A 21,754-nucleotide genomic window follows, 5' to 3' on the forward strand; every position below is an offset into this window, starting at 1 on the left:
ATGGACGGAATAATCTGTGTGTTCCATCCTCTCGTCTCTACTATCGCTTAGACTGCAAGTGTCTTTGTTTAGAACAGATGTCATATATTTAACAACGAGTGGGAAGACGGGTGTTTGAGAAGATACCGTTGTTATACTCTTTCAACGGAGTCAATCACTACTCATCTATTGGTACAGTAAACAGCCAAAAAAGCTAGCTACTTGCGTAGCTAGTAAAAAACTCGATTTGACCCGGTGTTGATGGAGGTGAGATTGAGCTTGCTAATGACTACCGTGTCAACCCTTCGTCCTAAATACGGGGTCATTATTGGCTCGTACGTGTAATCCGAGGTGGTCACTCACTTCCGAGCGTGGAGCCTCGATGGTCAGTTGGGCTACGAGCGGTTCGTTGGAAGGCTTCACACATGGTGTCGAAAATGGCTAAAACCCAATCCTACGACGGACGAGATGCACAGGAAGAGAAAGCAAAGACGGTTGGGCCGATTTACGAAAGCCCACGAGGATGGCCCCGTGACCTCCCCGCGAATGTGCTTTCATTGGAGTTCTCGAATTATTCTGATGACGAACTCGGAGAGCGGTACGAATCGTCACGCAGGGAGTACTCGACAGCTGAAATCAATCGGGCCCGAGGTCGAGGACCCGAGAGTCGTGAACAAAAGCTCGCTCGCAGGTACGAGCGTGCCAAGAAGAGTTCCAAAGGGGCGACTTCGGCAGCAACGAGCGCCGCGAACAGGTCGTCTGAAATCAATGGCTCAGACGGCGAAAGCGCTCGGAATTCAAGCGACTCTCCCGAACTGACGACGAAGCCTTCTCTTGCGGACTACGACGTGCGAGAGGTCATCCGTGACGAGTTCGACGAAGAGGGCTGGACGGTGATGAAGCCGTTATTGGCAACCCACGCGACGTTGCTGCTTGATGACATCGAATCATCCCGAGCGATGATGGTCGAGGGCCAGTCGGGCGTGGGCAAGACGATGCTACTCAAAACGTTCGGGGGGCTCACCGAGCAGTTTTGTCGTCGTTCAGATATCACTCCTGCCTCGTTCGTGAGCGCAGGGCCTTCAAAATCGACAGGCAACTCGACTAATACAGACTTACTCCCACAACTCGAAGGCCGGACTCTCGCCGTGCGCGACGCCCAGACATTATTTGGAGGGAGCGAGCAGACGATTCAGAGCCGGTGGGGGACGATGGCACGGATAATGGACGGTGACGGCTTCTACCGCCATACTGCGACCCACGGTAAGGCCGGGTACGATGATATCCGGTTCAATTTCATCGGTGCGACAACACCTCTTAGCCCGCGAGCGTGGAGGATGATGGGCAACGTAGGGCAGCGCCTTCTCTTCGTCGAGTGGCCCGAGGAGGAGTACGATGATGGGTGGCTGGCATCTGTGGTTGACGGAGGTGAACGGCGACCCATTGAACGTGGCCAAGATGTCGTCCAAAAATTTCTACATGACCTCTGGGAGTTCCACGGCGGCTCATCAAGCGTTACATGGGACGACGAGCGTCCGAACGAAGTCATGGAGCTGATTGAATATCTCGCCAAAGTCGTCATCTACGCCCGCGCTTCAATCATAAATAGAGAGTCACAACGCGAGGCTCCGAAGCGAATCGGGCAGCTCCTCCACGACCTCGCCCGTGGTCACGCGCTCATCCACGGTCGCACCCATCTCGAACTCGAAGACGTCGAAGTATGTGGACGGGTTGCCCTGAGTACCATGCCGTCGAAACGTCGGGGAATCGTCCGGGCGCTCCTCGACCCGGACCGGGACGCCCCACTCACCGCAAGCGATGTGGAGACGATTCTGGACGTGAGCCGGCCGACCGCCCGCGACCGTATTGACGACGTGGTGGCTCTCGGCTTCGGGGAAGTCGTTGAGACAACCGGACGCGGGGGGACCACGAAGGCGGTCGAGGTGAACTCGGAGTTCCGCTGGCCTGACGGAGTCCCGTTCCCCGAGTTCTAGCGGCTCACGGCTCTGCATTTTCTCGCCACCAGTCTCGTGAAGCTGAAAATATTTTCAGAGTACCCGCGCTTGACGCGCCGGAATCGTCAATCGACCAGTCTGCAACACCGAATGTAGGGGGTCAGTCGTCACAGGTACGTGTTGGTCTAGGATTCTTTCAGCTTCGCATCTACAGTGGTTGCAGTTTGGAATCGCACAACATAGACGGAAATCATTCGTGGACTGTCTCAACCGAGGGGCTTACAATCGACTACGGGAAAATCCGCTATCAAGACTATCAGATATTTGAGTGAACTACTTCTGTGCTGGTCACTTACCCAGACACAGAATGAGTTTGGGATTGTATGAGCGGTTTGCGCGGCAGTCGTCAGTCGATTCGTGCAAGGAAGAGGGGGATGCGGTGGGAGCGTATCGCCCGATGGTTGTTGACCGTCTGCTGAGGCATCTAGAACGAATTGCCGATACTGGGGATATCGACGGGTGGCTGGATTACGTTGACCCGGAGCTCACCTACGATGAAAACAAGGCCAAGCTGAAACGGGAGGCCAGAGCCGAAGGACACGGCACACCATTCAAATGCGACAGAGAAGCGTACGTCTCGAAGATGCTGGCCAAGCAGGAGGAGTATGAGCAGAGGATGAAAGAGGAACGAGATAGACAACGAGCCCGAGAGGAGATGTACCGTAATTCGATGCGCTAAGTCGCCTATTGCAGCAACCGAAGACACTAGCGTCTCTGCGGTTCCTCAATCGTTCCGATATATCCCTCGGGGCGCTCTGTTCCTCTCGCTTCTCGTGCGAGTCTCTTCGGTCTACGGTGAGAGACAGCGTTTGTTAGTCCGGTTTGTCGAGTGTGAAGTCATCAGCATCAGCTTCGCCCGCAAGAAATCGCTCTCCAAGGTCAGTGAGACGATAGTTTGAGGCGTCAGCCCGTTGTAGCAGTCCCGCATCTGTTAGCTTCCGACACCGCCGAGATATGTACTCCTGCGTGTAATCGATATTCGCGGCAATAACGCTGGGAGATGCGATTATGTCCTTCTCATGTAGAAACTCCAGTACTCGTTCGTCTGCCTGCGTCATCCAGTCAACCCGTGGTCGCATTTAGTGACTAAAATACAGGGTTTAACTGCTTCAGAGGGCGTCAAGACGTGGCTATCAGCATTAGAATTTAGTTCTATAGCCACAATTTCTTGTGGTTAATGCTAAGTTGGTGGGGATGTTCCCTCGAGATAATGGACTTGGGTCGGCACGTACTCGAACAGCAGGAGTCTCGGTATGCCGAAGAGGAAGACCTGTATGAGGAAGAGGTCGCCCGGCTCGAATCGTTACCAACCGCTTTCGAGGAGGGTGAATGGTCGCGGGAGGATTTGGAGTGGATAATCGAGTGGAAGGTCGGCGTCTTCACGAAACCGACGCTGAAGCACCTCCGCAAGAATGGCGATGAAGAGATTCAAGCGCGAATCGAGGAAGCAGTCCACGAGTCGAGTATCCGGCCGAAGGTCGAGGCTCTCACCTCGTTGAATGGTATCGGTGTTCCGGTCGCCTCAGCGATTCTCCTATTCATCAACCCGAATCGGTTCACAGTGATTGATGAGCGTGCATGGAACGTGCTACAAGAGACGGGATACCTCTCACAGGACCTTTCAGATGACCCGACGGTTGAGGAGTACCTACTGTACCTCGGTGCTTGCTGGGCGCTTGCAAATGAGTTCGACGTGAGTCTCCGAACGCTCGATATGGCCCTGTGGGCGCTCGACATTAACAATTGACTGTCACCACCGACTAAATACCGAAAACAGCAATTTACAACGCATGGACGACCCCGAACGGCCCGGCCCCGACGCTGATGCCGCTGAGATAGCGGAGTGGATGGAGAAGGATTTCGGGCGGGCCGTTGCCGAGGGGATAGCAAACGCTGGTGACGAAGACGACCCCGACGATGAGCACGAGGTCGTAGAGGTCGAGATACTCAATTACGAGCGGGGCGAGGTGGTCGGGACGATAGACACGGACGGAAACCTCGATACGGAGAGCGAGGCATTACGCGAGGTCTCGCAGGAGTATATTGACGAGGGCATCCCCGTACTTGTCCCCACGACCTACGAGAACGAGGACGGTGAAACGGTTCACGCCGACGCTGAGGTGATGGTCGAACCGGGAACCACAGGATTCGTGCGGGCATTCGTTGACGAGCTCCCGAGTCCGTTCGACTGTGACACAGATGTTCTCCGTGAACTGCCCGTGTTTGAACCCGAGTGACCCCTATATCGTTTTGCCAGCTTGCGGTCAATTCTCCGGGTATGACCGAACTCGTATACCATAACCCTGCGGACCGAACCGGAATATCACCGTTCGATAGGGCCATCCGTGAGATTACGGACGACGAGGAGGTGCTAATCGCCTGTCCGTACATCTCTCCTGACTACCTCCAAGAAATTACCGAACAAACGAACGAATGGTTCCTCCTGACCGACGTAGGAGAGTGGTTGAGCATCCACGGACAGACGAACCGCGAGGCGATTCAGGAGTTCCTCATCGAACACCAAGACCACGTCAGGCACGTTACGAACCTACACGCGAAGGTCGTCGTTGGTGGCGACCGGGTGTTGATAGGGTCAGCGAACTTCACGAAGAAAGGACTCACCGGACGAACGGAGATGTCCGTACTCCTCGATGAACAGGATACCATCGATGAACTCACCGAGTGGTTCGAGACGTTATGGTCGATATACGACCCACCGGAGGTTGACCGGGTCGAAGAGTACATAGAATCCGCATCCACAACACCGAGTCCTGCGCAGAATCAATCGAGTATTTCTTTTTCATCAGGTGAATCGCCGGGCACAGCGTCCCTATCTGAATCGAAAAGGGACACCGAAGTCGTGGACGTAGAACACGAGGAGAGTCATGCAGAACTCGTCCAGAGGGTCAGTAAAGCACCCAGTCCCGAATGGATATATTCGTATTTCAAATTGGTCGATGGGGTGCTATCCGAGACGGGACTCACGAACGATGACCCTCGGTTACTCATGTCCATCCCGCAGGCTGGGACGCTCCCTGTGACAGTGAATAACCGGTACGTGCTCGTTGCGTTTCGAGGTGAGCCGTCCAGAACCGAGTTCATCCTACCATCGACGGAGAAATCTGAACCGTACATCGAACAGGCGGATTACACCGGACGGTTCGACTCAATATACGACGAAGATGAATCCGATAGGCCGTGGTTCGTGGGATTCGATGGGATTCCTAATCGGATAGTTGACGAGGAGTTCCGGGAGGTGTGGATGAGCGCCGTGAATAAGGAGATGGAACGAGCAGAGAAGGCCCCACAGAGACGGTATCACGACCCTGTGGTATACCGTGTAGCACGAGACCGCAAGTACCATGAGAAGGTAATCCGTGAAGCGTTCGAACAGGATTGAAGAACGGTCAGGCGGCTTCGAGGCACGCCCGACGCCGTCTCTCTTCAGTTATTCAGAAGCCGGATGAATAGTGCGTCCGAGACTTCAGTCACGCTGCGACGGACCAGCTATTCCGGAATGTGAGCACCTCATAATCGGAAGTTCCGCATTTTTAGAGCGATACTGTTTCTGTGACTAGTTCTGCCAGCTTCGAGGCGGTTACAAGCCAAGGTCATCTGCTATTTCCCACTCACCATCGGTGTAGGTTTCAGGCGAGTCATAGCCAGCAGCTTGCCAGAGACTACTCAGAGGCTTTGCCAACGCATTACGTAATTCAACTGGGTCAATTGCGGACTCGACTTCTATCCCAAATGGTGCGACAGTATCCGTTTCAAATGCTGTTGTCCCGAACATGGGCATACCATCGCCCCGGTAGATGAATTGGACTCCTGAAACACCCCACAGAGTGAACGTAATTGAATATGGACCTTCGATATCAGCGTTATCGATTACGTTCATCATCCGTGCAGTCCGTTCTACCAGAATCCCCTCTAGGGTCGAAGCTCCGATATGGGGTCCATCAACTTGACCGTGCTCACCCGATGCAACGATATCGAGGGTTGCAGCTTCGACAATCCCCACATTGGCAATATGGGTATACCGTCGGACAACGTCGTCCTCGTTCGTTGTCGTGGCTACACCGGGTCCACTGGCGGTGTGTTTTACCGTATCTCCCCGCCCTCTACCGCCACTGTATGGATTCGATAGAACCGGGATAGAATTGTACGCCTCGTCAATCTCGTTCAGCCGGTACTCTGAACCAGATTCGAATGCATCTAAGTCGACGATGTGGACCGCGAGACCTGACTCCCCTTCAGCATTGTACGGGCCGCCATCTTCGCGTATTGCTCGGACCCGCTTTTCATGATATTTTTCCGCAATAGTGTGTTTGTCCTGTTGAGTGTCTCGCGCGGTCAGGATATCCTCTCGAAGAGTCATGCCGGAAGAAACGAATACCGGTAGTAAGAGTGTTTGGTGGGCGTTGGAACTGGTGTTTCTGAGTACTCTCTGAAGATTCGACTCCGGTAGATGAGATTATTCGTCGGTACCAGATGGCATTTTGTAGTAAGCCTCTGCTTCTTTTCTGACTGCATATAAGCGGAGGACAAAGGCGATAACGAACCCGCCTACGAGAATGATGGGGAACGAGACATAGGTGTGGTAGAGTAGAACGATAGATAGGAACAGGTACAGTGCCCCGTATTCCAATGTCGTTTCCTGAATTAGCGACCAGATTCGCTTTGTCTGGATTAATGTCTTAGACATGAATGAGACGAGCAGGAATGAGAACGCTATGCCGAACACGTCCAGAACCGCTCCAATTCCTTCTGGTTGATTCGATGAAGACACAATCACCGCAACGCCAGCAAAGGTGATACTCGCAATCGCTAAGGCACGGCCACGTTGTTGAGTGGCGCGACTCGTCATCTTGTCTCGTTCGTCGCTATCCTGAATCGTACTCAGGTGATGACTCGGATTCAAATAGACCAAGACAAGGATTTCTACAACAAAGAAGAGAAGCATTGCCCACCGTACCGCGAAATCTGCGATAGTGGATAAATCTGGAAACTGCATTTTGAGTTAGAATTTGTGCCCACATTCCCGACAGTGCGGGGCGTTACGCTGATTGAGTTCACTACAACTCGGACATTCTATCGGTTCTGCGGCTACGAGTTGTACCCATCCTCTTTCTCCACACGCAGGACACTCTGTGGCATCCTCTGGGAGGGGGTCCTCGTATCGGTCACAATCTTCGTTGCCACAGTATTCAGTGAACGATTCAGGAGGCATAGATGCTGATTAAAACGTATGCTGGCAGTTCCAGCAGCCGGTTGCATTCCGCTCGTTAAATTCGTTGCAATTTGGACATTCAATCGGCTCAGCCTGAGTAGTAAAAACGCGATTCCCTGGCCCACATTCGGGACAGTAAACTTCTCCCCGCGGAATCGGCTTCTCATGACGAGAACAGTCAGGATTAGCGCAATATTGCATGCAGAACAGTACACTTCCACTGTCAGAATATTCTAACGATTGCTCGTCGTAGAGAATACCTCTAAGCCTGTGGATTTGAGGAATGCACAGGAACATCGGTCGCCACGCCGAGTGGGGCCTATGTGACGCCTCAGAGTGTACTCTATTCGCCTTTTGATTACGACTGTCCTCTCTCAGAGGGTAGCAGACGCGATTCTCTGACGTTCGTACACTTTTCCTCGCAAATGTATGGATAGAAAGTCGGCCTCGGCACTCATAGGGCTCGTCAGCACCGGATGCCGAGTCCGGTTCGGAGCGGGTGCATCGTCATCGGCCACGCGATTCTACTGTCGTCGTTCCAAAGACGGTTTGGGTTCGCTCGAGCGATCGCTGCCGACTGCAGACTTACGAACCGCGTTCAGTGTCCGCGGTCGCGACGGCCGCGTTCCACTCGTCGATCAGGTTCTCGAGTCGGTTCGTGTTGCCGTGTGAAAACATCCGCTGGGCGCGGTCGGTGGCCGTCCGCGGGTCGGCGACATCGCTCGAGGGGGTCGGTCGAGTGCGAGTGGTCGGTCGTGTCGATTCGGCGTCGGTCGGTGGCTGCAGGGGGTGTGTGCTCATGTCGGTCGAGATGGGGGGATCGTCGAAAAGCGGTACTCGTCGGCAACGACGAACTCAGGCTGCTACGTGTACGACCGACATCTGTACGTACCCCTTTCTACCCATACATCATAAAAGTTCATGTTGTATGCGATATCTGCGAGTTGCTGTCTGGAAGCGAACAGCACGGCGAAACTCACGTGAATGGGAGGTGCGAATACTGGAGTCACGGCCGTCACACGTGGTTCGTGACTCGAGGGACCGCCGCTTCGCTGACGGCTCCGTATTGACGACCGCTCATCGTGATCGTGGGGCGATGACCGATCACGGCCGAGTCGCAGATCGATCTAGAAAAGCGACGGCAGTGCACTCGCTGCTCGAGTCGACGGAGGACGCAAGCGGCGAGGGCCCGGACCCGCGTTACGAGACGAACGTCAGCAGTTGGACCAGTACGCCCAGCAGGACGCCGAACGCGATGACCGTCTTGGGATCGATTCGAATGGCGTTCGAGTCCTCGGAGTCGAAGTACCGGACCAATCCGGCACTGGACATCAGCCCGCCGGTGTTCTGTCCTTTATCCATACTCGTTTCTATGCGGCCCTGAAACTAAACCTTTCGACCGTGCCGCGTCGCCGATCACGGCAACTCCTTGGGCGTGGGAAACCCTTATGCGCGGCGCGGGGTAACTAGCGTTGACCGCATGACTGTCACACTTAAGGACTTCTACGCGGACTGGTGTGGCCCCTGCAAGACCCAGGATCCGATCCTCGAGGAACTCGAGGACGACTGGGAGGGGCGATTCGAAGTCGAGAAAGTAAACGTCGACGAACAACAGGATATCGCCAACGAATACCAGGTTCGATCGCTGCCGACGCTGATTATCGAAAACGACGACGGTATCGTCGAACGCTTCGTCGGCGTCACCCAGCGCGACGACATCGAGGACGCCCTCGAATCGGCCGGCGCGTAGGGACGACCGCCAGCGCGTTCATTCGTTCGATCGTTCGAATCGGGGAGCCAAAGCGCCGTTCCGTGTCGATTCCCGCTTGCGTCGGGGAGCGACAAGTGGGCCGCATCGGGTCGGCGTCGTCTTTCGTGGCCACTGCCCTCACGACACACCTAGTCGCACGAAGGCTCTGCGAGCGGCGTGCAAACCGGGTCAGTCGCTCCCATCGATCCACTTCACGCCGACATCGTGCATCTCCTCGTTGTACTTCGCGATATTGATGACCAGCGGCGTGACGCTCTCGACTTCGGCGGCGTTAGCAAGCGGCCCGGCCTCGAGCGCGCGCAGTCCCTCGATCTCGTTGGCGACCGTCAGGACGGTGTCCGCGGCGGCGTCGTCGTCGGCGACGACGAGCGTATCGAGATCGAGATCGTTCTCGAGGGTGGACAGCGCGTCGGCCGCGAGGTTGTGGAAGGCACCGACGACCGGTACCCCGTCGGGGGCTCGCTGTGCGACGAGTTGGGTGACGCTGCCGGCCTCCGGCGGGTGATAGTGGAGGCCGTCCTCGTCGCCCTGCATCCCCACGGCAGGGGTGACCAACACCGTGTCCGAATCGAGGTTGTCGGCGACCGTGTCGACCGTATCGCCGACGTAGTACGGCGGAACGCTGAGGATCACGACATCCGCGCGATCGGCCGCCATCTCGTTGGCGAAGCCCTTGATGTCGACCTCGTCGGTTCGGTCCGCGAGCGCGCCTTCGTACTCCGCGACCGCGTCGCGGGCCTTTTCCGGGTCCCGTGAGCCGATGAGGATCTCGTGGCCCGTATCGCGTGCAAACCGCAGCGCGAGTCCTTCGCCGATATCGCCGGTGCCGCCGAGTAGTGCAATTCGCATACACACCTCTCGGGACGGCACTCGAATAAAAGGGCCGGGGCGCGGCCGATCTCGCCGGGTTCTGGGACGGTGCAAGCGGCACAGCGATCCCACTACGAAAAGTCGGTGTCACCTCACCAGCAGCCGGTCACCGGCGGGAGTGGCCGTCCCGCTGTCGGGACACCGCTCAGAGGGCGTCGTCCTCGTTCGGGTTTATCGCCGACCTCAGTCCGCCGTCGTAGGCGTCGCGCTCGGACACCTCTCGGAGCCGCTGCTCGAGTCGCGTCTCGAGAGCCTGCCGGCGGTCCGCGTCGATGTCGGGGTCGGACGCAAGCTTACGAATATCGTGCCGAGCGGTCCGCAAGACAGCGACGGCGTTGCCTGGCTCGAGGTCGGCCGCGCGCTCGAGTGCGCGTTCGATGTCCGCGAGCGTGGGATCGGCCATAGCGGGGGTTCGCGGAGCAGACGGATCAACGACCGGCCGGGAAGCACCACGTCGGTGGGGCACAGTTGCGGCAGCCGTCGGTCCGTCGACGGAGTCTCGGTCGTCGGGACCGGCCAGAACCGTGGATGCGGGGAGCGTCGGCCACTCGGTGGACACAAGTAGCGCCTGCATTGTCACCGGACATCTTGATACGTCGAATCGTCCTGAGGATGGGGTGAGTATGGATCTCATCGCGTCTCCGCGTTGTCGTGCCGGTGGTACACGACGCTCCGGTGGTCGCAAGCCCTGCGGCGACACGAACGGGGAGGTGCGGTCCCATGAGTGATTTCCCGCCTCGGACGACGATCAAGCGCTGGCTGGTGACGACTAATCACAAGGATGTCGGAATCCTGTATCTGGGGACGGCGCTGTTCTTCCTCGTCGCCGGCGGCGTCCTCGCACTGCTGTTCCGCGCGCACCTGTGGGAGGCCGGCGGCACCGGTCTGCTGGGGAACACCGAATACAATCAGTCGGTCTCGATTCACGGCCTGTTGATGGGGTTCTGGTTCATTTCGCCGTTCGGGTTCGGCTTCGCGAACTACCTCGTCCCCCTCCAAATCGGCGCGAAGGATCTCGCCTTCCCGCGGTTGAACGCCTTGAGCTACTGGTTCTTCCTGTTCTCCGGAATTCTCGTGTTGCTCTCGTTCTTTCAGGGGACGACGTGGGCGAACGGCTGGTATATGTACGCGCCGCTGAACGTCCCGATCTACAATCCCGGCTACACGCTGACGATGGGTGGGAACGCGACCATCCTCGCGTTGACCCTGTTCGTCATGTCGGTCACCCTCGGCTCGGTAAACTTCCTGACGACGATCCACCGCTGTCGCGCCGAGGGCATGGGGCTGTGGAACATGCCGCTATTCACGTGGGCGACGCTGCTGACCGTTTGGATGATGCTGTTCGCGTTCGCGGCGCTGCTGGCCGCGCTGATCCTCATGCTCACCGACCGCCTCCTGCTCACGCAGTACTTCTCCTCGACGGGCCAGGGCTCGAGTCTGCTCTGGGGACATATCTTCTGGTTCTTCGGCCATCCGGAGGTGTACATCGTCTTCTTCCCAGCGCTGGGAATCATATTCGAGACGTTCCAGACCTTCTGTGGCCGGCGACTCGTCGGCCGGAAGTGGGTCATCATCGCGATGGTCCTGGTCGCGGTGCAGTCGTTCCTCGTCTGGATGCACCACATGTTCCTGACGACGATCAACCTCCCGATCAAGACGCTCTTTATGGCGACGACGATCGGGATCTCGCTGCCGTTCGATCTGATGGTCTTTGCGTTGATCTACACGATGGTCAAAGGTCGCGTCCGGTTTACCACGCCGTTCCTGTTCAACCTCGGCGCGCTCCTCCTGTTCATTCTCGGTGGAATCACCGGCGTCTTCCTCGGTGCCGTCGTCCTCGACTACGAGTTCCGGGGGACCTACTGGGTCGTCGCCCACTTCCACTACGTGATGGTCGCAGGCGTCACCGCACTGATCGGCGGTCTCTACTACTGGTGGCCGAAGATCACCGGGAAAATGTACTCCGAGCGACTCGGAAAGCTCAGCTTCGCCGTCTACTTCGTCGGCTTCAACCTGCTGTACTTCCCGATGTTCCTCGCTTGGGAGACGCCACGCCGCGTCTTCCACTACGGTGAGAGCGCACAGCTCTATCACCAGCTGGCGACCGTCGGAGCCTTCGTCCTCGCAACGTCGTTCCTGCTCGTGTTCATCACGCTCGCGAAGAGCGCCATCTCGGGCCCGGACGCACCGGACGACCCGTGGCAGTTCTCGCGGACTGCCGAGTGGGCGACGACCTCGCCCCCGCCACTCGAGAACTGGCCGGACCGACCGAGCTACGCCAGCGGCAAACTCGAGTTCGTCGACGACGCGGCCGCGGCCGACGGCGGGACAGCCGCACAGGAGCGGGTCGGCGACATCGAATCGCTCGAGGGAGACCACGAGGATCACGCGAGTATCTGGCCGTTCGGTATCGGGATCGGCATGTTCGTCACGTTCCTTGGGCTGTCGGGAATAACGCCCTACGTCGCCGAGTTCGCCACCGCACGAGGAGCGGACGTTCAGGGCGGCGTCGGCTCGCCGAACATCTTCTATCCAGTGCTCTCGGTCGTCGGCGTTCTCATCGTGGGAGCCACGCTCTTCGAGTACGGCCGCGAGCGATTCAACGCGCCGGAGATGGCCATCGCCGAGCGCTGGCCCTTCGAGGGTGTCGGGACGACGAAGACCGGCGTCTGGTTCTTCCTCGCGTCGGACGTCGTCGTCTTCGGTGCCGTCATCGGGGCATACGTGTTCATGCGGCTCCACACCGGCTGGAGCGAGATCGAGCCTGTGCCGCCGTCGGAGGTCGTCGGCCTGGTCAACACGTACGTCCTGCTCACCTCGAGTTTCACGGTCGTCATCGCGCTGATGATGGCCGAACGGGAGAACAAGCGCGGCCTCCTCGGAGCGATGGGTGCCACGGTGTTGCTCGGCGTCACGTTCCTCGCAGTCAAGGGCTACGAGTGGGGACAGGAGTTCGCCCACGACATCTACTGGTTTACCGAGTTGCAGTATTCGATGTACTTCGTGACGACCGGCCTGCACGCGCTTCACGTCATCCTCGGACTACTCATCGCCGGGTTCATGATCTACCGAATCGTCTCCGTCGACGCCTATCTCACGGACGACCGGCCGGTGGAATACTTCGGCCTCTACTGGCACTTCGTCGACATCGTCTGGGTGATCCTGTTCCCGCTGTTTTACCTGATGTAGCGCGGTTGCCCGGGTTTTGGGCGGTCGGTTCGGTCACCGCCGATCGAATAACTGCTCGACTCCGGAACCAGCCGATACAAGGAGACCGCAGCCAAACAATCCGCTATGGAACTCTCGAGCGTCGTCGACCGACTCGACGAGGAGCTTCGGACCGCCGACTACGCCGATCTCGACGCCAGCGCGAACGGGCTGCAGGTCGGCCCGGACGAGGGCGAGATCGAACGCGTCGCGTTCGCCGTCGACGGCGTCCGCGAGACGTTCGAGGGGGCGATCGCGGCCGACGCCGACCTGCTGGTCGTCCATCACGGGCTCTCGTGGGGTGGTTTCGACCGCGTGACCGGCCGGACCTACGACCGCATCGCGCCGCTGATCGAAAACGACCTCGCGCTGTACGTCTCGCATCTCCCGCTTGACGGCCATCAGGCACTGGGCAACGCTGCTGGGGTCGCCGACCTGCTCGACCTCGAGGACCGCGCCCCCTTCGGCGAACTTGGCCCCGAGTACATCGGCCAGCGCGGGACGGTGGCCGACCCCTACGCACCCGCCGACCTTCGGGAACGCCTCGAGTCAACCCTCGAGACCGGCGGCCAGCCGGTTCAGCACCTCGATTTCGGCCCCAACGAGATCGCGGACGTGGCGATCGTCACCGGCAGCGGCACGGACTGGCTCGATGAAGCCGTCGCGGCCGACGCCGACGCGCTGGTAACAGGTGAGGGGAAACAAAAGGCCTACCACGAGGCCCGGGAGGCCGGGATCCACGTCTTCCTCGCGGGCCACTACGCGACGGAGACGTTCGGCGTGCGCTCGATACGGGCGGTCATCGAGGAGTGGGGGCTCGAGACGACGTTCCTCGACGTGCCGACCGGGCTGTGACTCGCGAGCGGCGTCGGTTCGTAGTCCCATCGTACAGCGGGAAATCGTCGTCTCGATCCGGTATCTGCGGCGTACAGTTGCGTTTTCTATCGACGGCAGGGGCCGTTTGGAGGGACGACGATCCGCCGTCGATCGCGGCGGTGCAGTCGTTCGCAGCGACGGCCGCTGTGGCCACCGTCGCATCAGGAATCACGTACATCTCGTTTGCAGCGATAGAAGCCGCTGCTAAGACACTCGAGAGGATTTCAGATAGGTGATAACAATAGAGCGCACCGTCGACGACGCGATTGCTCCCGGACTTCGTTCGGGTGCGATACCCATGAGACGGAACCTGAACTCACGACGCGACTATCTGAAGCTGATCGGCGCTACCGGCGCAGTGGCTGGCAGCGGTGCGATCGCCCTGTCGAGCGCGGGTATGGACGACGATGACGACGAGACGGACACCGAAACGCCGCTGACCGCCACGGACGAGAGCGATGACGACACCGATCACGAGGAGACGGGCGAAGACGACGTGGACGAGCTGAACGGGATCGAGCTCGAGGCGATCGGGTACAGAACTACCGAGAGGAAGAACGGGGCTACGCTGGACGCCGCGTTCCGCGTCCACAATCACCGGAAACGGGACGTAACGGTCGAGTGGTCGGTGACAGACGACAAACGATCCGGGTCGGTGTCCGTCGCCGCGAAAGACGCCACCACGTTCTGGGTCAGGGCTCTCGAGGACGGGAAAACGGCGGTCACGCTCTCCCACGACGGGACGGTGATCGCGACCAAAAAGGTCGATTCGAGGACGGAACTCGATCGGAAAACGAAGCGAAACGGCGAACGGATCGAGTTCATCGACTGCCAGACGATCCGCGTCGTCGGCAACTTCGAGGACGTCGTGATCGAGGCATCGTTCGACGGCGACGACTTCGGAAACGTGCGGGGTCCGGTCGGCCCGGTCGACGGCGAGCGGACGATCCACGTCTCGGAACTCGAGGACGCACCCGAGAACTCGAGACTCGACGCGGCGGAGGCGTTCCGCGATGCGTCGAACACCTTCCCCGGAGGCGGCGCAGTCAGGGTCGCGAATCCGACGCTGGTCGAATGCGGGAAGAAACTGTTCGACGAACCCGACGACGAGGAGTTCATCGAGTTCGTCGACTGTCAGACCGTTCGTATCGTCGGCGACTTCGCCGAGGTCCGGTTCGAGGTGGTGTTCGACGGCGACGGGTTTGGCAACGTGATGCCGTTCATCGGACCGGTCGAGGGCGAACGGACGGTGTCCGTCGACGAACTCGAGGACGCTCCCGCGGACTCGATCATCCTGGAGGTGGAAGCCTACCGGGAAGGAATGCCGACCATTCCCGGGTTCGGAGCGCTGCTGGAGACGAACCCCGAGTATCTCGCCTGTCAAGAGGAGATCTTCGGGGAGGTCATCACTGGAAAGTAACGCTGTCGGGTCCACGCAACCGCTGTGAGCGAGTGTGGTTCGGAACGAGCGAACGCCTGGAGCCGGTCGCTGCCCGACGCTATTTTCGTACCGCGGCATCGGGCCGAATCGCGGCGTTGAAACCACTCTCCCGCCCATCCGAGGGCATGACTGACATCGCCTCCGACACCGACGAAGCCGGCACGACGCTGGACGAAGCCCACTCGTGGGGTACACTCGAAAAGGAGTGTATCAATCGTATCATCCAAACTACTTTTCATGCGTCGGCAGGAATGGCTCATCGTGACGGCGATCGTCTTCGATCTGGACGGAACGGTACTCCACACCGACCGGGAGTACCGGGACCTGTTGGCGACCGCGATCGCGGACGTTCGTGGCGACACCCCCGCAGAGTGGCTCGAGACGTACGACGAGGCGTTCTTCGATCTCTTTTCCGCGTGCGACCCCGATCCGATACAGCGGGCGTTCGCTCGAATCGATGGCTGTACCGATCCCGAGCCATACGTGCGGGCGCTCCACGAGCAGGAAATCGAGTCGCTGTCCCCGCCGGAGAACGCTCACGACGACCTCGAACGGCTCGCCGAGTCGTTCGAACTCGGTGTGCTCACGAACGGCCTCCGCGAGTGGCAGCTGGCGAAGCTCCGAGCACACGATCTCGAGGCGTATTTCGACGCGATCGTCGCCTCCTACGAGGTGGGGGCACACAAGCCGGACGCGGCTCCGTATCGACTGCTCGAGGCACGACTGCCGGCGGCTCGGTACGGTATGGTCGGAGATAGCGAGAGCGACGTCGACGGAGCGAAGAACGCCGGCTGGTCCACGTGCCGGTACGAGGGCGGTGGATTCGGTGCTCTTCCTGGGGATCTCTTTCGGGGTTGATCCCTGACAGGCCCCCGTTTCGGGACGGCGTCAGTACGTCTGATACGATGCCGAGCCGATATCAACCCGGACCAGCGTGTTGTCGGCGTGGGCATCGGGGTCCGCGCCGTACTTCTCGTTGATCCGGCGACGGGCCGCTGTGGTCTCGTCTGCATCGTCAACGACCTCGGCCGTCCCAAGCAGCGTCACCATCCACTCGGCCTGGCCCGCCTCGTCTTGCTGTACCGAGAGGGCGACCCGCGGATTCCGCCTGCTGTTCGCCAGCTTCCGGCCCGTCGTCACGACCTCGACGGTTTCGTCAGCGTACCGGTACCAGACCGGTGCGACGTGGGGTCGTCCGTCGACGCTCGTAGCCAGATGGGCCATCACCGGGGCACTCTCGAGCAGCCGTTCCGCCATCGGGGGAACCGTCGTCACGGTCGTGTCGCCGACCGGGAGGATGAAAAGGGCCTGCCATGGCGGTGCCGGCGTGCGAGTCACGTGCCGCGACCTTTTTTACCACACCGTCCATACCCGCGGCCATGTCACTGACTGCGGGCGTCGTCGCGGTGCAGGGCGACGTCGAGGAACACGCGGCCGCCATCGAACGCGCCGCGGCGGCCCACGGACACGAAATCTCAGTCCACGAGATCCGCGACTCCGGGATCGTCCCTGACTGCGACCTGCTCGCGATGCCCGGCGGCGAGTCGACGACCATCTCGCGACTGCTCCACAGCGAGGGGATCGCCCCCGAAATTCGGGCCCACGTCGCCGCCGGCAAGCCCCTCCTCGCGACCTGTGCCGGGCTGATCGTCGCCTCGAGCGACGCCGGCGACGACCGAGTCGAGGAACTCGGCGTACTCGACGTCAGCGTCGAACGCAACGCCTTCGGCCGCCAGAAAGACAGCTTCGAAGCGCCACTTGAGGTTGCGGGACTCGACAAGCCCTATCCGGCGGTGTTCATTCGGGCACCCGCGATTGAGACGGTCGGCGACGCCGACGTGCTCGCGTCGTGGGACGACCGTCCCGTCGCGGTTCGGGACGGGCCCGTCGTCGGGACCTCGTTTCACCCCGAACTGACCGCCGACAGTCGGATTCACGGCCTGGCCTTCTTCGAAAACGAGGCCGCAGCGGTGCCGTCGCTCGAGGAGCGGAACTGAAGTTCGTGGCGGCTACCCCCGTCAGATCTCGGTTTCAGCCGCCGGAGCGACGGACATCTCGGAGGCGTTGTCGGGCATGTATTCCTCGTACCACGTCGAGATCTCAGCGGTCGGGTCGTGGTATCGATCGTAGAACTCGGAGTGCTCGTACCGGGTCCCAGCGCCGTGGTGTCCTGCACCGAGCAGGCGGAACGGTTCGGGTGGCGCGATGCCCATCCCGAGATAGCAGTCTCGGACCTGGCAAAGGAGGTGCCTCGCGATNCGAGCAGGCGGAACGGTTCGGGTGGCGCGATGCCCATCCCGAGATAGCAGTCTCGGACCTGGCAAAGGAGGTGCCTCGCGATCTGACACTTGAGTTCGACGATCGAGTCGGGATCGAACTCGAAGATTTCGATCCGGGCATGTGGATCACGTTCGATATCGGGCTGCTCTCCCCATTGCGTGTGATACTGACCCGCTACGTCGTCCCAGTGGACGTGCAAGCCGGAAACAGCCTCGAGAAGGAGTCCGTCGGAAAGGCTCGGGATGTCCGCCGGATCCTTCCCCATGATCTCGGCCAGCGCCGCCGAGAGGGGGGCATCGTCCGGCCGTGCCGCTGTCGGGTCGATCGCACGCCCGAGCGCCGCCATCACGTCGTCGTTCTCGAGCAAGTCGCCGAAATCGCTGAGCCAGTCGCTGGAGAACCGTGCATTCTGCAGTGTGTCCTGAAACGACGGTTCTTCGATCACTTTCTTCGCATCGTAGGCGGCGATGACTTCGTTGGGAATAAATCGTTTCAGAAAGGTTTTCGCAACGGCTTTCGACATCGCGCCGGCGACCTCGAGATCATCCTCGAGGGCGGCGGTATCCGTCACCGTCCCGTTGTGACTGGCACCCAGTGTCGGACCGTAGATCGGCTGTCGTTGCACGTGTATATCCGTCCGCCCCAAGCGCTGAATCCCAAGTTCACCACCTTCCATCACCCGCTGAGCGGTCTCTTCGGCCTCCCGATCTAACTGCGAATCCGGATCAATCTCGAGGCCGAGATCCTCCTGGGGAAGCATCGACACTGCCCCGCCAGTTTGCTGGCGAACGTGGGCTAAGACGTGCTGTCCCTCCGGCGATTCTGGATCATACTCGCCGGCATTGAACGCGACGTGGTTGCCGACAGTGACCGCTCGAGCGACGAAAGTCCGAGAGATAGCGTCTACCGCCATTACGACTCGATTGCGGCCAGAGAGGTATCGTAGGCGTTATCGGGCGTGTATTCCTCGTACCACGTCGAAATATCAGCAGTCGGGTCGTGGTATCGGTCGTAGAACTCGTAGTGTTCGTATCGGGTCCCAGCGCCGTGGTGACCTGCACCGAGCAGGCGGAACGGTTCGGGTGGCGCGATGCCCATCCCGAGATAGCAGTCTCGGACCTGGCAAAGGAGGTGCCTCGCGATNCGAGCAGGCGGAACGGTTCGGGTGGCGCGATGCCCATCCCGAGATAGCAGTCTCGGACCTGGCAAAGGAGGTGCCTCGCGATCTGACACTTGAGTTCGACTATCGAGTCGGGATCGAACTCGAAGATTTCGATCCGGGCATGTGGATCACGTTCGATATCGGGCTGCTCTCCCCATTGAGTATGATATTGGCCCGCTGCGTCGTCCCAGAGGACGTGTAAGTCGGAGACAGCCTCAAGCAAACATCCGTCGGAAAGGCTCGGGACATCCGTCGAATCCTTCCCCGTGATCTCAGCCAGCGCCGCCGAGAACGCGGCATCGTCCGGCCGTGCCGCTGTCGGATCGATCGCACGCCCGAGTGCCGCCATCACGTCGTCGTTCCCGAGCAAGTCGCCCACGAGCGATCCCAGTGCCTGATCCTCGAACCCGACGTAGATGTCCTTCTGATAGACCGCATACGCGGGCTGGGCTGCGTCCGGGACGCTCACAGCCGGTCTGGCGTCACCGTGAATATGGTCGAACTGCTGGGCGAAGTCGCCGAGGTATTCCGACGCAGCGTCCGCCCCCAGCGGTGCGATCGCTATCGCAGCGGCCGTAATCCGGTTCGGATTGTGCCGCCACTCGAGCGTCTCGTACCCACGCTCGCGGTACACCCAGTACTTCGCGAAGCGCCGAGCCTGATTGACGTGCTCGTTGCCCGCGATCGTTCGTTCGGCAGGGTCGTCCGGGTACCCCTCTTGCTCGTGAGCGTAGATCTCACCGTTGCTTTTATGCATCTCAATTTGATGCACGACATCATTGTTGTCCGTAACTTTGGTCCCAATGTCTTTGTTGTCCTCTCCGATAATTTTGGATTTCATACTATTTACCTAGAACTTCGTCCCGCCAGATCCAGTTTCATCTCTCGCGGCTTTTACCGCCACCTGCCGGAATTTTTCCGTCCACTCGGATGGTGGGGCGAAGTCGCCCAGATCGCTGACCCATCCGCTGGGGAACCGTGCATTCTGCAGTTTGTCCTGAAATGACGGTTCTTCGGCCTCCTTCTTTGCATCGTAGGCGGCGATGACTTCGTTGGGAATGAATCGTTTCAGAAAGGTTTTCGCAACGGCTTTGGACATTTCTCCGGCGACCTCGAGGTCATCCTCGAGGGCGGCGACATCCGTCACTGTCTCGCCGTGACTGGCACCCGGTCTCGGACCGTAGATCGGGTGCCGTTGCACGTGCACATCAGTCTGCCCCATCCGCTGAATCCCAAGTTCACCGCCTTCCAGCACCCGCTGGGCAGTCTCCTCGGCCTCCCGCTCTAACTGCGGGTCCGGATCAATCTCGAGGCCGACGTTTTCTTGGGGAAGCATCGACACCGCGCCGCCGGTCTGTTGCCGGACGTGTGCGAGTTCGTGCGCCAGTACGTGCTGGCCGTCCGGCGACAACGGGTCGTACTCGCCGGTGTTGAACGCGACGTGATTCCCCACCGTGAACGCGCGAGCGTTGATGTCCTCACAGGCTTTCGCTGCTGACGGACCGGTGTGAATCCGGACATCTCCCAGAGTGTCGCCCATGCGGTCTTCCATCGCGCGTTTGATCGACGCATCGAGCGACTGCCCGGGCGAAGAAATCACATTCCGGACGCTCTCGGGCGTGGCTGTTTCACCGGCTGGGCCGTCCTGATAAGCGGCGACGGTGCTCCGGCGAACTGACAGCGCGTTTTCCCGCTCCTGTGCGTCCATACCGGTACCGGTATCTCGGGACGCTTCGGAGGACCGATCCGCGGTCACGATGTGGTCGGCAGGGTGGGGCTTGGATTCGACCACCCGGGACGACTCCGTTAGTGAGGTCGTCGTGTGTTTGAGCGATCCCATTGCAGCGACTGGCATGCTGTCAATCTTACATGCGAATTGGAGAGCGTTATCCACCGAACAGCGCACGTTTGATCAGTCCAGTCAGTGTTTTCGCCTGCGATGGGCCCGTGAGTGCGCCACTCTCGATCGCACCCGTGTTGAAGCCTGGTTGGCGATACCCCTCGATCTCGGCGTCGGTGAGGTGGTACGGCTCGTACATGTCCGCATGCTGGTAGCGGATTGTCTGCTCGTAGAGGCCCTGACCCAGAATCCGGAACGGTTCCGGCGGCTCGATGCCCAATCGCAGGTATGCGTCCCTCACCTGGCACGTCAAGTGGTGCAACACTAATCCCTGGATGATCTCCGTCGAGAGGTCATTGTCCAGCGTCGTCTGGGGTGGCGTCATCTGGAGCTGGGCATCTGCTGGGCGGTCCTGCGTATGGGAGCGCTCGCCGACGGTCTCCTCATCGACAGTGCCACCGGGTCCTTTCGTTTGGTAGAGCACATCCACCGCCGAGACTTCCTCGATTGGGTCGGTGCCTTCATCCAAGCGCTCGGTCACCATCTCCCGCAACGCCGTCACCAGATCGTAATCGTCGGTAATTCCCTCGACATGGTCGAGTGGGTCCATCTCCTCGGGGTTGTCGAGGTATTCTTGGAAGTCCAGTCCCAGGAAGACATCCGCGCGGAAGACGATGCCGCCGCCAGCGTTCTCGGGAACCTCGACGATCGGGTCAATGGTCGGCCGGAGTGAACTGTGATACTGATGAGCGTACTCCCCAAAGTACTCCGCGAATTCGTCGAAGTCGAGAGCGAAGACCGCTCCAAGCGCGTGTGCAATCCATTCTGGCGTTAGGCGCGGTTCAAGGGTTGGATAGCCACGCTCGCGCTGAACGTAGTATTTTGCATAGGTATGTGTCTGTTCGAGATGAACTGCTTCATTGCTTGATTGTTTGGCTGCCTGGTATGGGTAGGCATCTTGATCATGTGCCGTTATTTCCCCATCTGTTTTTCTGACATCCAATACATGCTCCTCGTTATTGTTGTCAATTATGCTTAAACCAATTAGATCATCAGTTTCACCGGTGATTTTTCCATTCATTT

21 protein-coding genes and 1 pseudogene are annotated in these 21,754 nt (G+C 59.4%); 11 read left to right on the forward strand and 11 right to left on the reverse strand.

Translation table 11 applies throughout. The features are described 5' to 3' along the window. The first annotated feature begins 404 nt into the window (after nt 1-404). Both C486_RS09515 and C486_RS09520 read left to right on the forward strand, forming a co-directional pair. Nucleotides 405-1,973 carry a hypothetical protein gene (locus C486_RS09515; protein ID WP_152419147.1) on the forward strand — a complete coding sequence of 523 codons (1,569 nt, stop codon included), beginning with the start codon at nt 405-407 and terminating at the stop codon, nt 1,971-1,973. 418 nt (nt 1,974-2,391) lie between these two features. Beyond that, on the forward strand, nt 2,392-2,673 hold the full coding sequence (locus tag C486_RS09520; RefSeq protein WP_049910351.1) for a hypothetical protein: 282 nt from the start codon (nt 2,392-2,394) through the stop codon (nt 2,671-2,673). A gap of 133 nt (nt 2,674-2,806) precedes the next feature. Here C486_RS09520 and C486_RS20180 read toward each other — a convergent pair whose 3' ends face one another. Further along, nucleotides 2,807-3,073, reverse strand: a complete 267-nt coding sequence (locus C486_RS20180; RefSeq protein WP_083866017.1) for a MarR family transcriptional regulator — start codon at nt 3,071-3,073, stop codon at nt 2,807-2,809. A 131-nt stretch (nt 3,074-3,204) separates the two neighbouring features. On the opposite strand from C486_RS20180, the gene C486_RS09525 reads away from it, so the two are divergent. Genes C486_RS09525 through C486_RS09535 form a run of 3 tightly spaced genes read left to right on the forward strand, consistent with a single transcriptional unit; the run spans nt 3,205 to nt 5,394 of the window. After that, on the forward strand, nt 3,205-3,741 hold the full coding sequence (locus tag C486_RS09525) for a hypothetical protein (protein WP_008455536.1): 537 nt from the start codon (nt 3,205-3,207) through the stop codon (nt 3,739-3,741). Between the two features lie 43 nt (nt 3,742-3,784). Continuing rightward, a complete protein-coding gene (locus C486_RS09530; RefSeq protein ID WP_008455537.1) occupies nt 3,785-4,231 on the forward strand; it encodes a hypothetical protein in 447 nt (148 codons plus the stop codon). A 41-nt stretch (nt 4,232-4,272) separates the two neighbouring features. Beyond that, nucleotides 4,273-5,394: a phospholipase D-like domain-containing protein gene (locus C486_RS09535; protein ID WP_008455539.1), complete on the forward strand. Its 1,122-nt coding sequence runs from the start codon at nt 4,273-4,275 to the stop codon at nt 5,392-5,394. Nucleotides 5,395-5,592: 198 nt separating this feature from the next. On the opposite strand, the gene C486_RS09540 is transcribed toward C486_RS09535, so the two are convergent. The 4 genes from C486_RS09540 to C486_RS09555 form a co-directional block, all read right to left on the reverse strand. Then, a complete protein-coding gene (locus C486_RS09540) occupies nt 5,593-6,372 on the reverse strand; it encodes a hypothetical protein (protein ID WP_049910352.1) in 780 nt (259 codons plus the stop codon). A 96-nt stretch (nt 6,373-6,468) separates the two neighbouring features. After that, nucleotides 6,469-6,957 carry a hypothetical protein gene (locus tag C486_RS09545; protein ID WP_008455541.1) on the reverse strand — a complete coding sequence of 163 codons (489 nt, stop codon included), beginning with the start codon at nt 6,955-6,957 and terminating at the stop codon, nt 6,469-6,471. Nucleotides 6,958-7,809: 852 nt separating this feature from the next. Continuing rightward, the gene (locus tag C486_RS09550; protein WP_008455543.1) at nt 7,810-8,025 is read right to left on the reverse strand and encodes a hypothetical protein; all 216 of its coding nucleotides are present in this window, start codon (nt 8,023-8,025) and stop codon (nt 7,810-7,812) included. Between the two features lie 399 nt (nt 8,026-8,424). Then, nucleotides 8,425-8,586: a preprotein translocase subunit Sec61beta gene (locus C486_RS09555; protein ID WP_006185602.1), complete on the reverse strand. Its 162-nt coding sequence runs from the start codon at nt 8,584-8,586 to the stop codon at nt 8,425-8,427. Between the two features lie 118 nt (nt 8,587-8,704). Here C486_RS09555 and C486_RS09560 point away from each other — a divergent pair, with 118 nt between their 5' ends. Next, nucleotides 8,705-8,974: a thioredoxin family protein gene (locus C486_RS09560; RefSeq protein WP_007110841.1), complete on the forward strand. Its 270-nt coding sequence runs from the start codon at nt 8,705-8,707 to the stop codon at nt 8,972-8,974. A gap of 189 nt (nt 8,975-9,163) precedes the next feature. Here C486_RS09560 and npdG read toward each other — a convergent pair whose 3' ends face one another. Together npdG and C486_RS09570 are read right to left on the reverse strand one after the other, a co-directional pair. Continuing rightward, on the reverse strand, nt 9,164-9,844 hold the full coding sequence (gene npdG, locus C486_RS09565; protein WP_008455545.1) for an NADPH-dependent F420 reductase: 681 nt from the start codon (nt 9,842-9,844) through the stop codon (nt 9,164-9,166). A 166-nt stretch (nt 9,845-10,010) separates the two neighbouring features. Beyond that, nucleotides 10,011-10,268, reverse strand: coding sequence for a hypothetical protein (locus tag C486_RS09570; RefSeq protein WP_008455547.1), 258 nt, complete (start codon nt 10,266-10,268; stop codon nt 10,011-10,013). Nucleotides 10,269-10,585: 317 nt separating this feature from the next. Between C486_RS09570 and C486_RS09575 the strand changes: the two genes are divergently transcribed. From C486_RS09575 to C486_RS09590, 4 genes are all read left to right on the forward strand, one after another. Further along, the gene (locus C486_RS09575; protein ID WP_008455549.1) at nt 10,586-13,054 is read left to right on the forward strand and encodes a cbb3-type cytochrome c oxidase subunit I; all 2,469 of its coding nucleotides are present in this window, start codon (nt 10,586-10,588) and stop codon (nt 13,052-13,054) included. Between the two features lie 105 nt (nt 13,055-13,159). Next, complete coding sequence (locus C486_RS09580; protein ID WP_008455551.1) at nt 13,160-13,927, forward strand: Nif3-like dinuclear metal center hexameric protein; 768 nt, start codon at nt 13,160-13,162, stop codon at nt 13,925-13,927. Between the two features lie 418 nt (nt 13,928-14,345). Further along, complete coding sequence (locus C486_RS09585) at nt 14,346-15,368, forward strand: hypothetical protein (protein ID WP_241432486.1); 1,023 nt, start codon at nt 14,346-14,348, stop codon at nt 15,366-15,368. 258 nt (nt 15,369-15,626) lie between these two features. Further along, complete coding sequence (locus tag C486_RS09590; protein WP_008455555.1) at nt 15,627-16,247, forward strand: HAD family hydrolase; 621 nt, start codon at nt 15,627-15,629, stop codon at nt 16,245-16,247. A gap of 30 nt (nt 16,248-16,277) precedes the next feature. On the opposite strand, the gene C486_RS09595 is transcribed toward C486_RS09590, so the two are convergent. Continuing rightward, a complete protein-coding gene (locus tag C486_RS09595) occupies nt 16,278-16,646 on the reverse strand; it encodes a pyridoxamine 5'-phosphate oxidase family protein (RefSeq protein ID WP_008455557.1) in 369 nt (122 codons plus the stop codon). A 122-nt stretch (nt 16,647-16,768) separates the two neighbouring features. Here C486_RS09595 and pdxT point away from each other — a divergent pair, with 122 nt between their 5' ends. Next, nucleotides 16,769-17,386, forward strand: a complete 618-nt coding sequence (pdxT, locus tag C486_RS09600; RefSeq protein WP_008455559.1) for a pyridoxal 5'-phosphate synthase glutaminase subunit PdxT — start codon at nt 16,769-16,771, stop codon at nt 17,384-17,386. Nucleotides 17,387-18,282: 896 nt separating this feature from the next. Here pdxT and C486_RS20190 read toward each other — a convergent pair. The 3 genes and pseudogenes from C486_RS20190 to C486_RS09625 all read right to left on the reverse strand — a co-directional run. Next, nucleotides 18,283-18,549 (reverse strand): annotated as a pseudogene (locus C486_RS20190) (eCIS core domain-containing protein); the annotation flags it as partial. A gap of 1,132 nt (nt 18,550-19,681) precedes the next feature. Further along, a complete protein-coding gene (locus tag C486_RS22290) occupies nt 19,682-20,539 on the reverse strand; it encodes an eCIS core domain-containing protein (protein ID WP_241432488.1) in 858 nt (285 codons plus the stop codon). 178 nt (nt 20,540-20,717) lie between these two features. Continuing rightward, on the reverse strand, nt 20,718-21,752 hold the full coding sequence (locus C486_RS09625) for a hypothetical protein (protein ID WP_049910356.1): 1,035 nt from the start codon (nt 21,750-21,752) through the stop codon (nt 20,718-20,720). Nucleotides 21,753-21,754 lie beyond the last annotated feature (2 nt).

The sequence above is a fragment of the Natrinema gari JCM 14663 genome (assembly GCF_000337175.1).
GTDB lineage: Archaea > Halobacteriota > Halobacteria > Halobacteriales > Natrialbaceae > Natrinema > Natrinema gari.

Coding starts and splice junctions, on each gene's coding strand:
- C486_RS09580 (WP_008455551.1), top strand. CDS start 13,160: ATGGAACTCTCGAGCGTCGTCGACCGACTCGACGAGGAGCTTCGGACC.
- C486_RS09550 (WP_008455543.1), bottom strand. CDS start 8,025: ATGAGCACACACCCCCTGCAGCCACCGACCGACGCCGAATCGACACGA.
- C486_RS09585 (WP_241432486.1), top strand. CDS start 14,346: ATGGACGACGATGACGACGAGACGGACACCGAAACGCCGCTGACCGCC.
- npdG (WP_008455545.1), bottom strand. CDS start 9,844: ATGCGAATTGCACTACTCGGCGGCACCGGCGATATCGGCGAAGGACTC.
- C486_RS09625 (WP_049910356.1), bottom strand. CDS start 21,752: ATGAATGGAAAAATCACCGGTGAAACTGATGATCTAATTGGTTTAAGC.
- C486_RS22290 (WP_241432488.1), bottom strand. CDS start 20,539: ATGGACGCACAGGAGCGGGAAAACGCGCTGTCAGTTCGCCGGAGCACC.
- C486_RS09575 (WP_008455549.1), top strand. CDS start 10,586: ATGAGTGATTTCCCGCCTCGGACGACGATCAAGCGCTGGCTGGTGACG.
- C486_RS09595 (WP_008455557.1), bottom strand. CDS start 16,646: ATGGCGGAACGGCTGCTCGAGAGTGCCCCGGTGATGGCCCATCTGGCT.
- pdxT (WP_008455559.1), top strand. CDS start 16,769: ATGTCACTGACTGCGGGCGTCGTCGCGGTGCAGGGCGACGTCGAGGAA.
- C486_RS09555 (WP_006185602.1), bottom strand. CDS start 8,586: ATGGATAAAGGACAGAACACCGGCGGGCTGATGTCCAGTGCCGGATTG.
- C486_RS09545 (WP_008455541.1), bottom strand. CDS start 6,957: ATGCTTCTCTTCTTTGTTGTAGAAATCCTTGTCTTGGTCTATTTGAAT.
- C486_RS09530 (WP_008455537.1), top strand. CDS start 3,785: ATGGACGACCCCGAACGGCCCGGCCCCGACGCTGATGCCGCTGAGATA.
- C486_RS09515 (WP_152419147.1), top strand. CDS start 405: ATGGTGTCGAAAATGGCTAAAACCCAATCCTACGACGGACGAGATGCA.
- C486_RS20180 (WP_083866017.1), bottom strand. CDS start 3,073: ATGCGACCACGGGTTGACTGGATGACGCAGGCAGACGAACGAGTACTG.
- C486_RS09535 (WP_008455539.1), top strand. CDS start 4,273: ATGACCGAACTCGTATACCATAACCCTGCGGACCGAACCGGAATATCA.
- C486_RS09590 (WP_008455555.1), top strand. CDS start 15,627: ATGCGTCGGCAGGAATGGCTCATCGTGACGGCGATCGTCTTCGATCTG.
- C486_RS09525 (WP_008455536.1), top strand. CDS start 3,205: ATGGACTTGGGTCGGCACGTACTCGAACAGCAGGAGTCTCGGTATGCC.
- C486_RS09560 (WP_007110841.1), top strand. CDS start 8,705: ATGACTGTCACACTTAAGGACTTCTACGCGGACTGGTGTGGCCCCTGC.
- C486_RS09570 (WP_008455547.1), bottom strand. CDS start 10,268: ATGGCCGATCCCACGCTCGCGGACATCGAACGCGCACTCGAGCGCGCG.
- C486_RS09540 (WP_049910352.1), bottom strand. CDS start 6,372: ATGACTCTTCGAGAGGATATCCTGACCGCGCGAGACACTCAACAGGAC.
- C486_RS09520 (WP_049910351.1), top strand. CDS start 2,392: ATGGTTGTTGACCGTCTGCTGAGGCATCTAGAACGAATTGCCGATACT.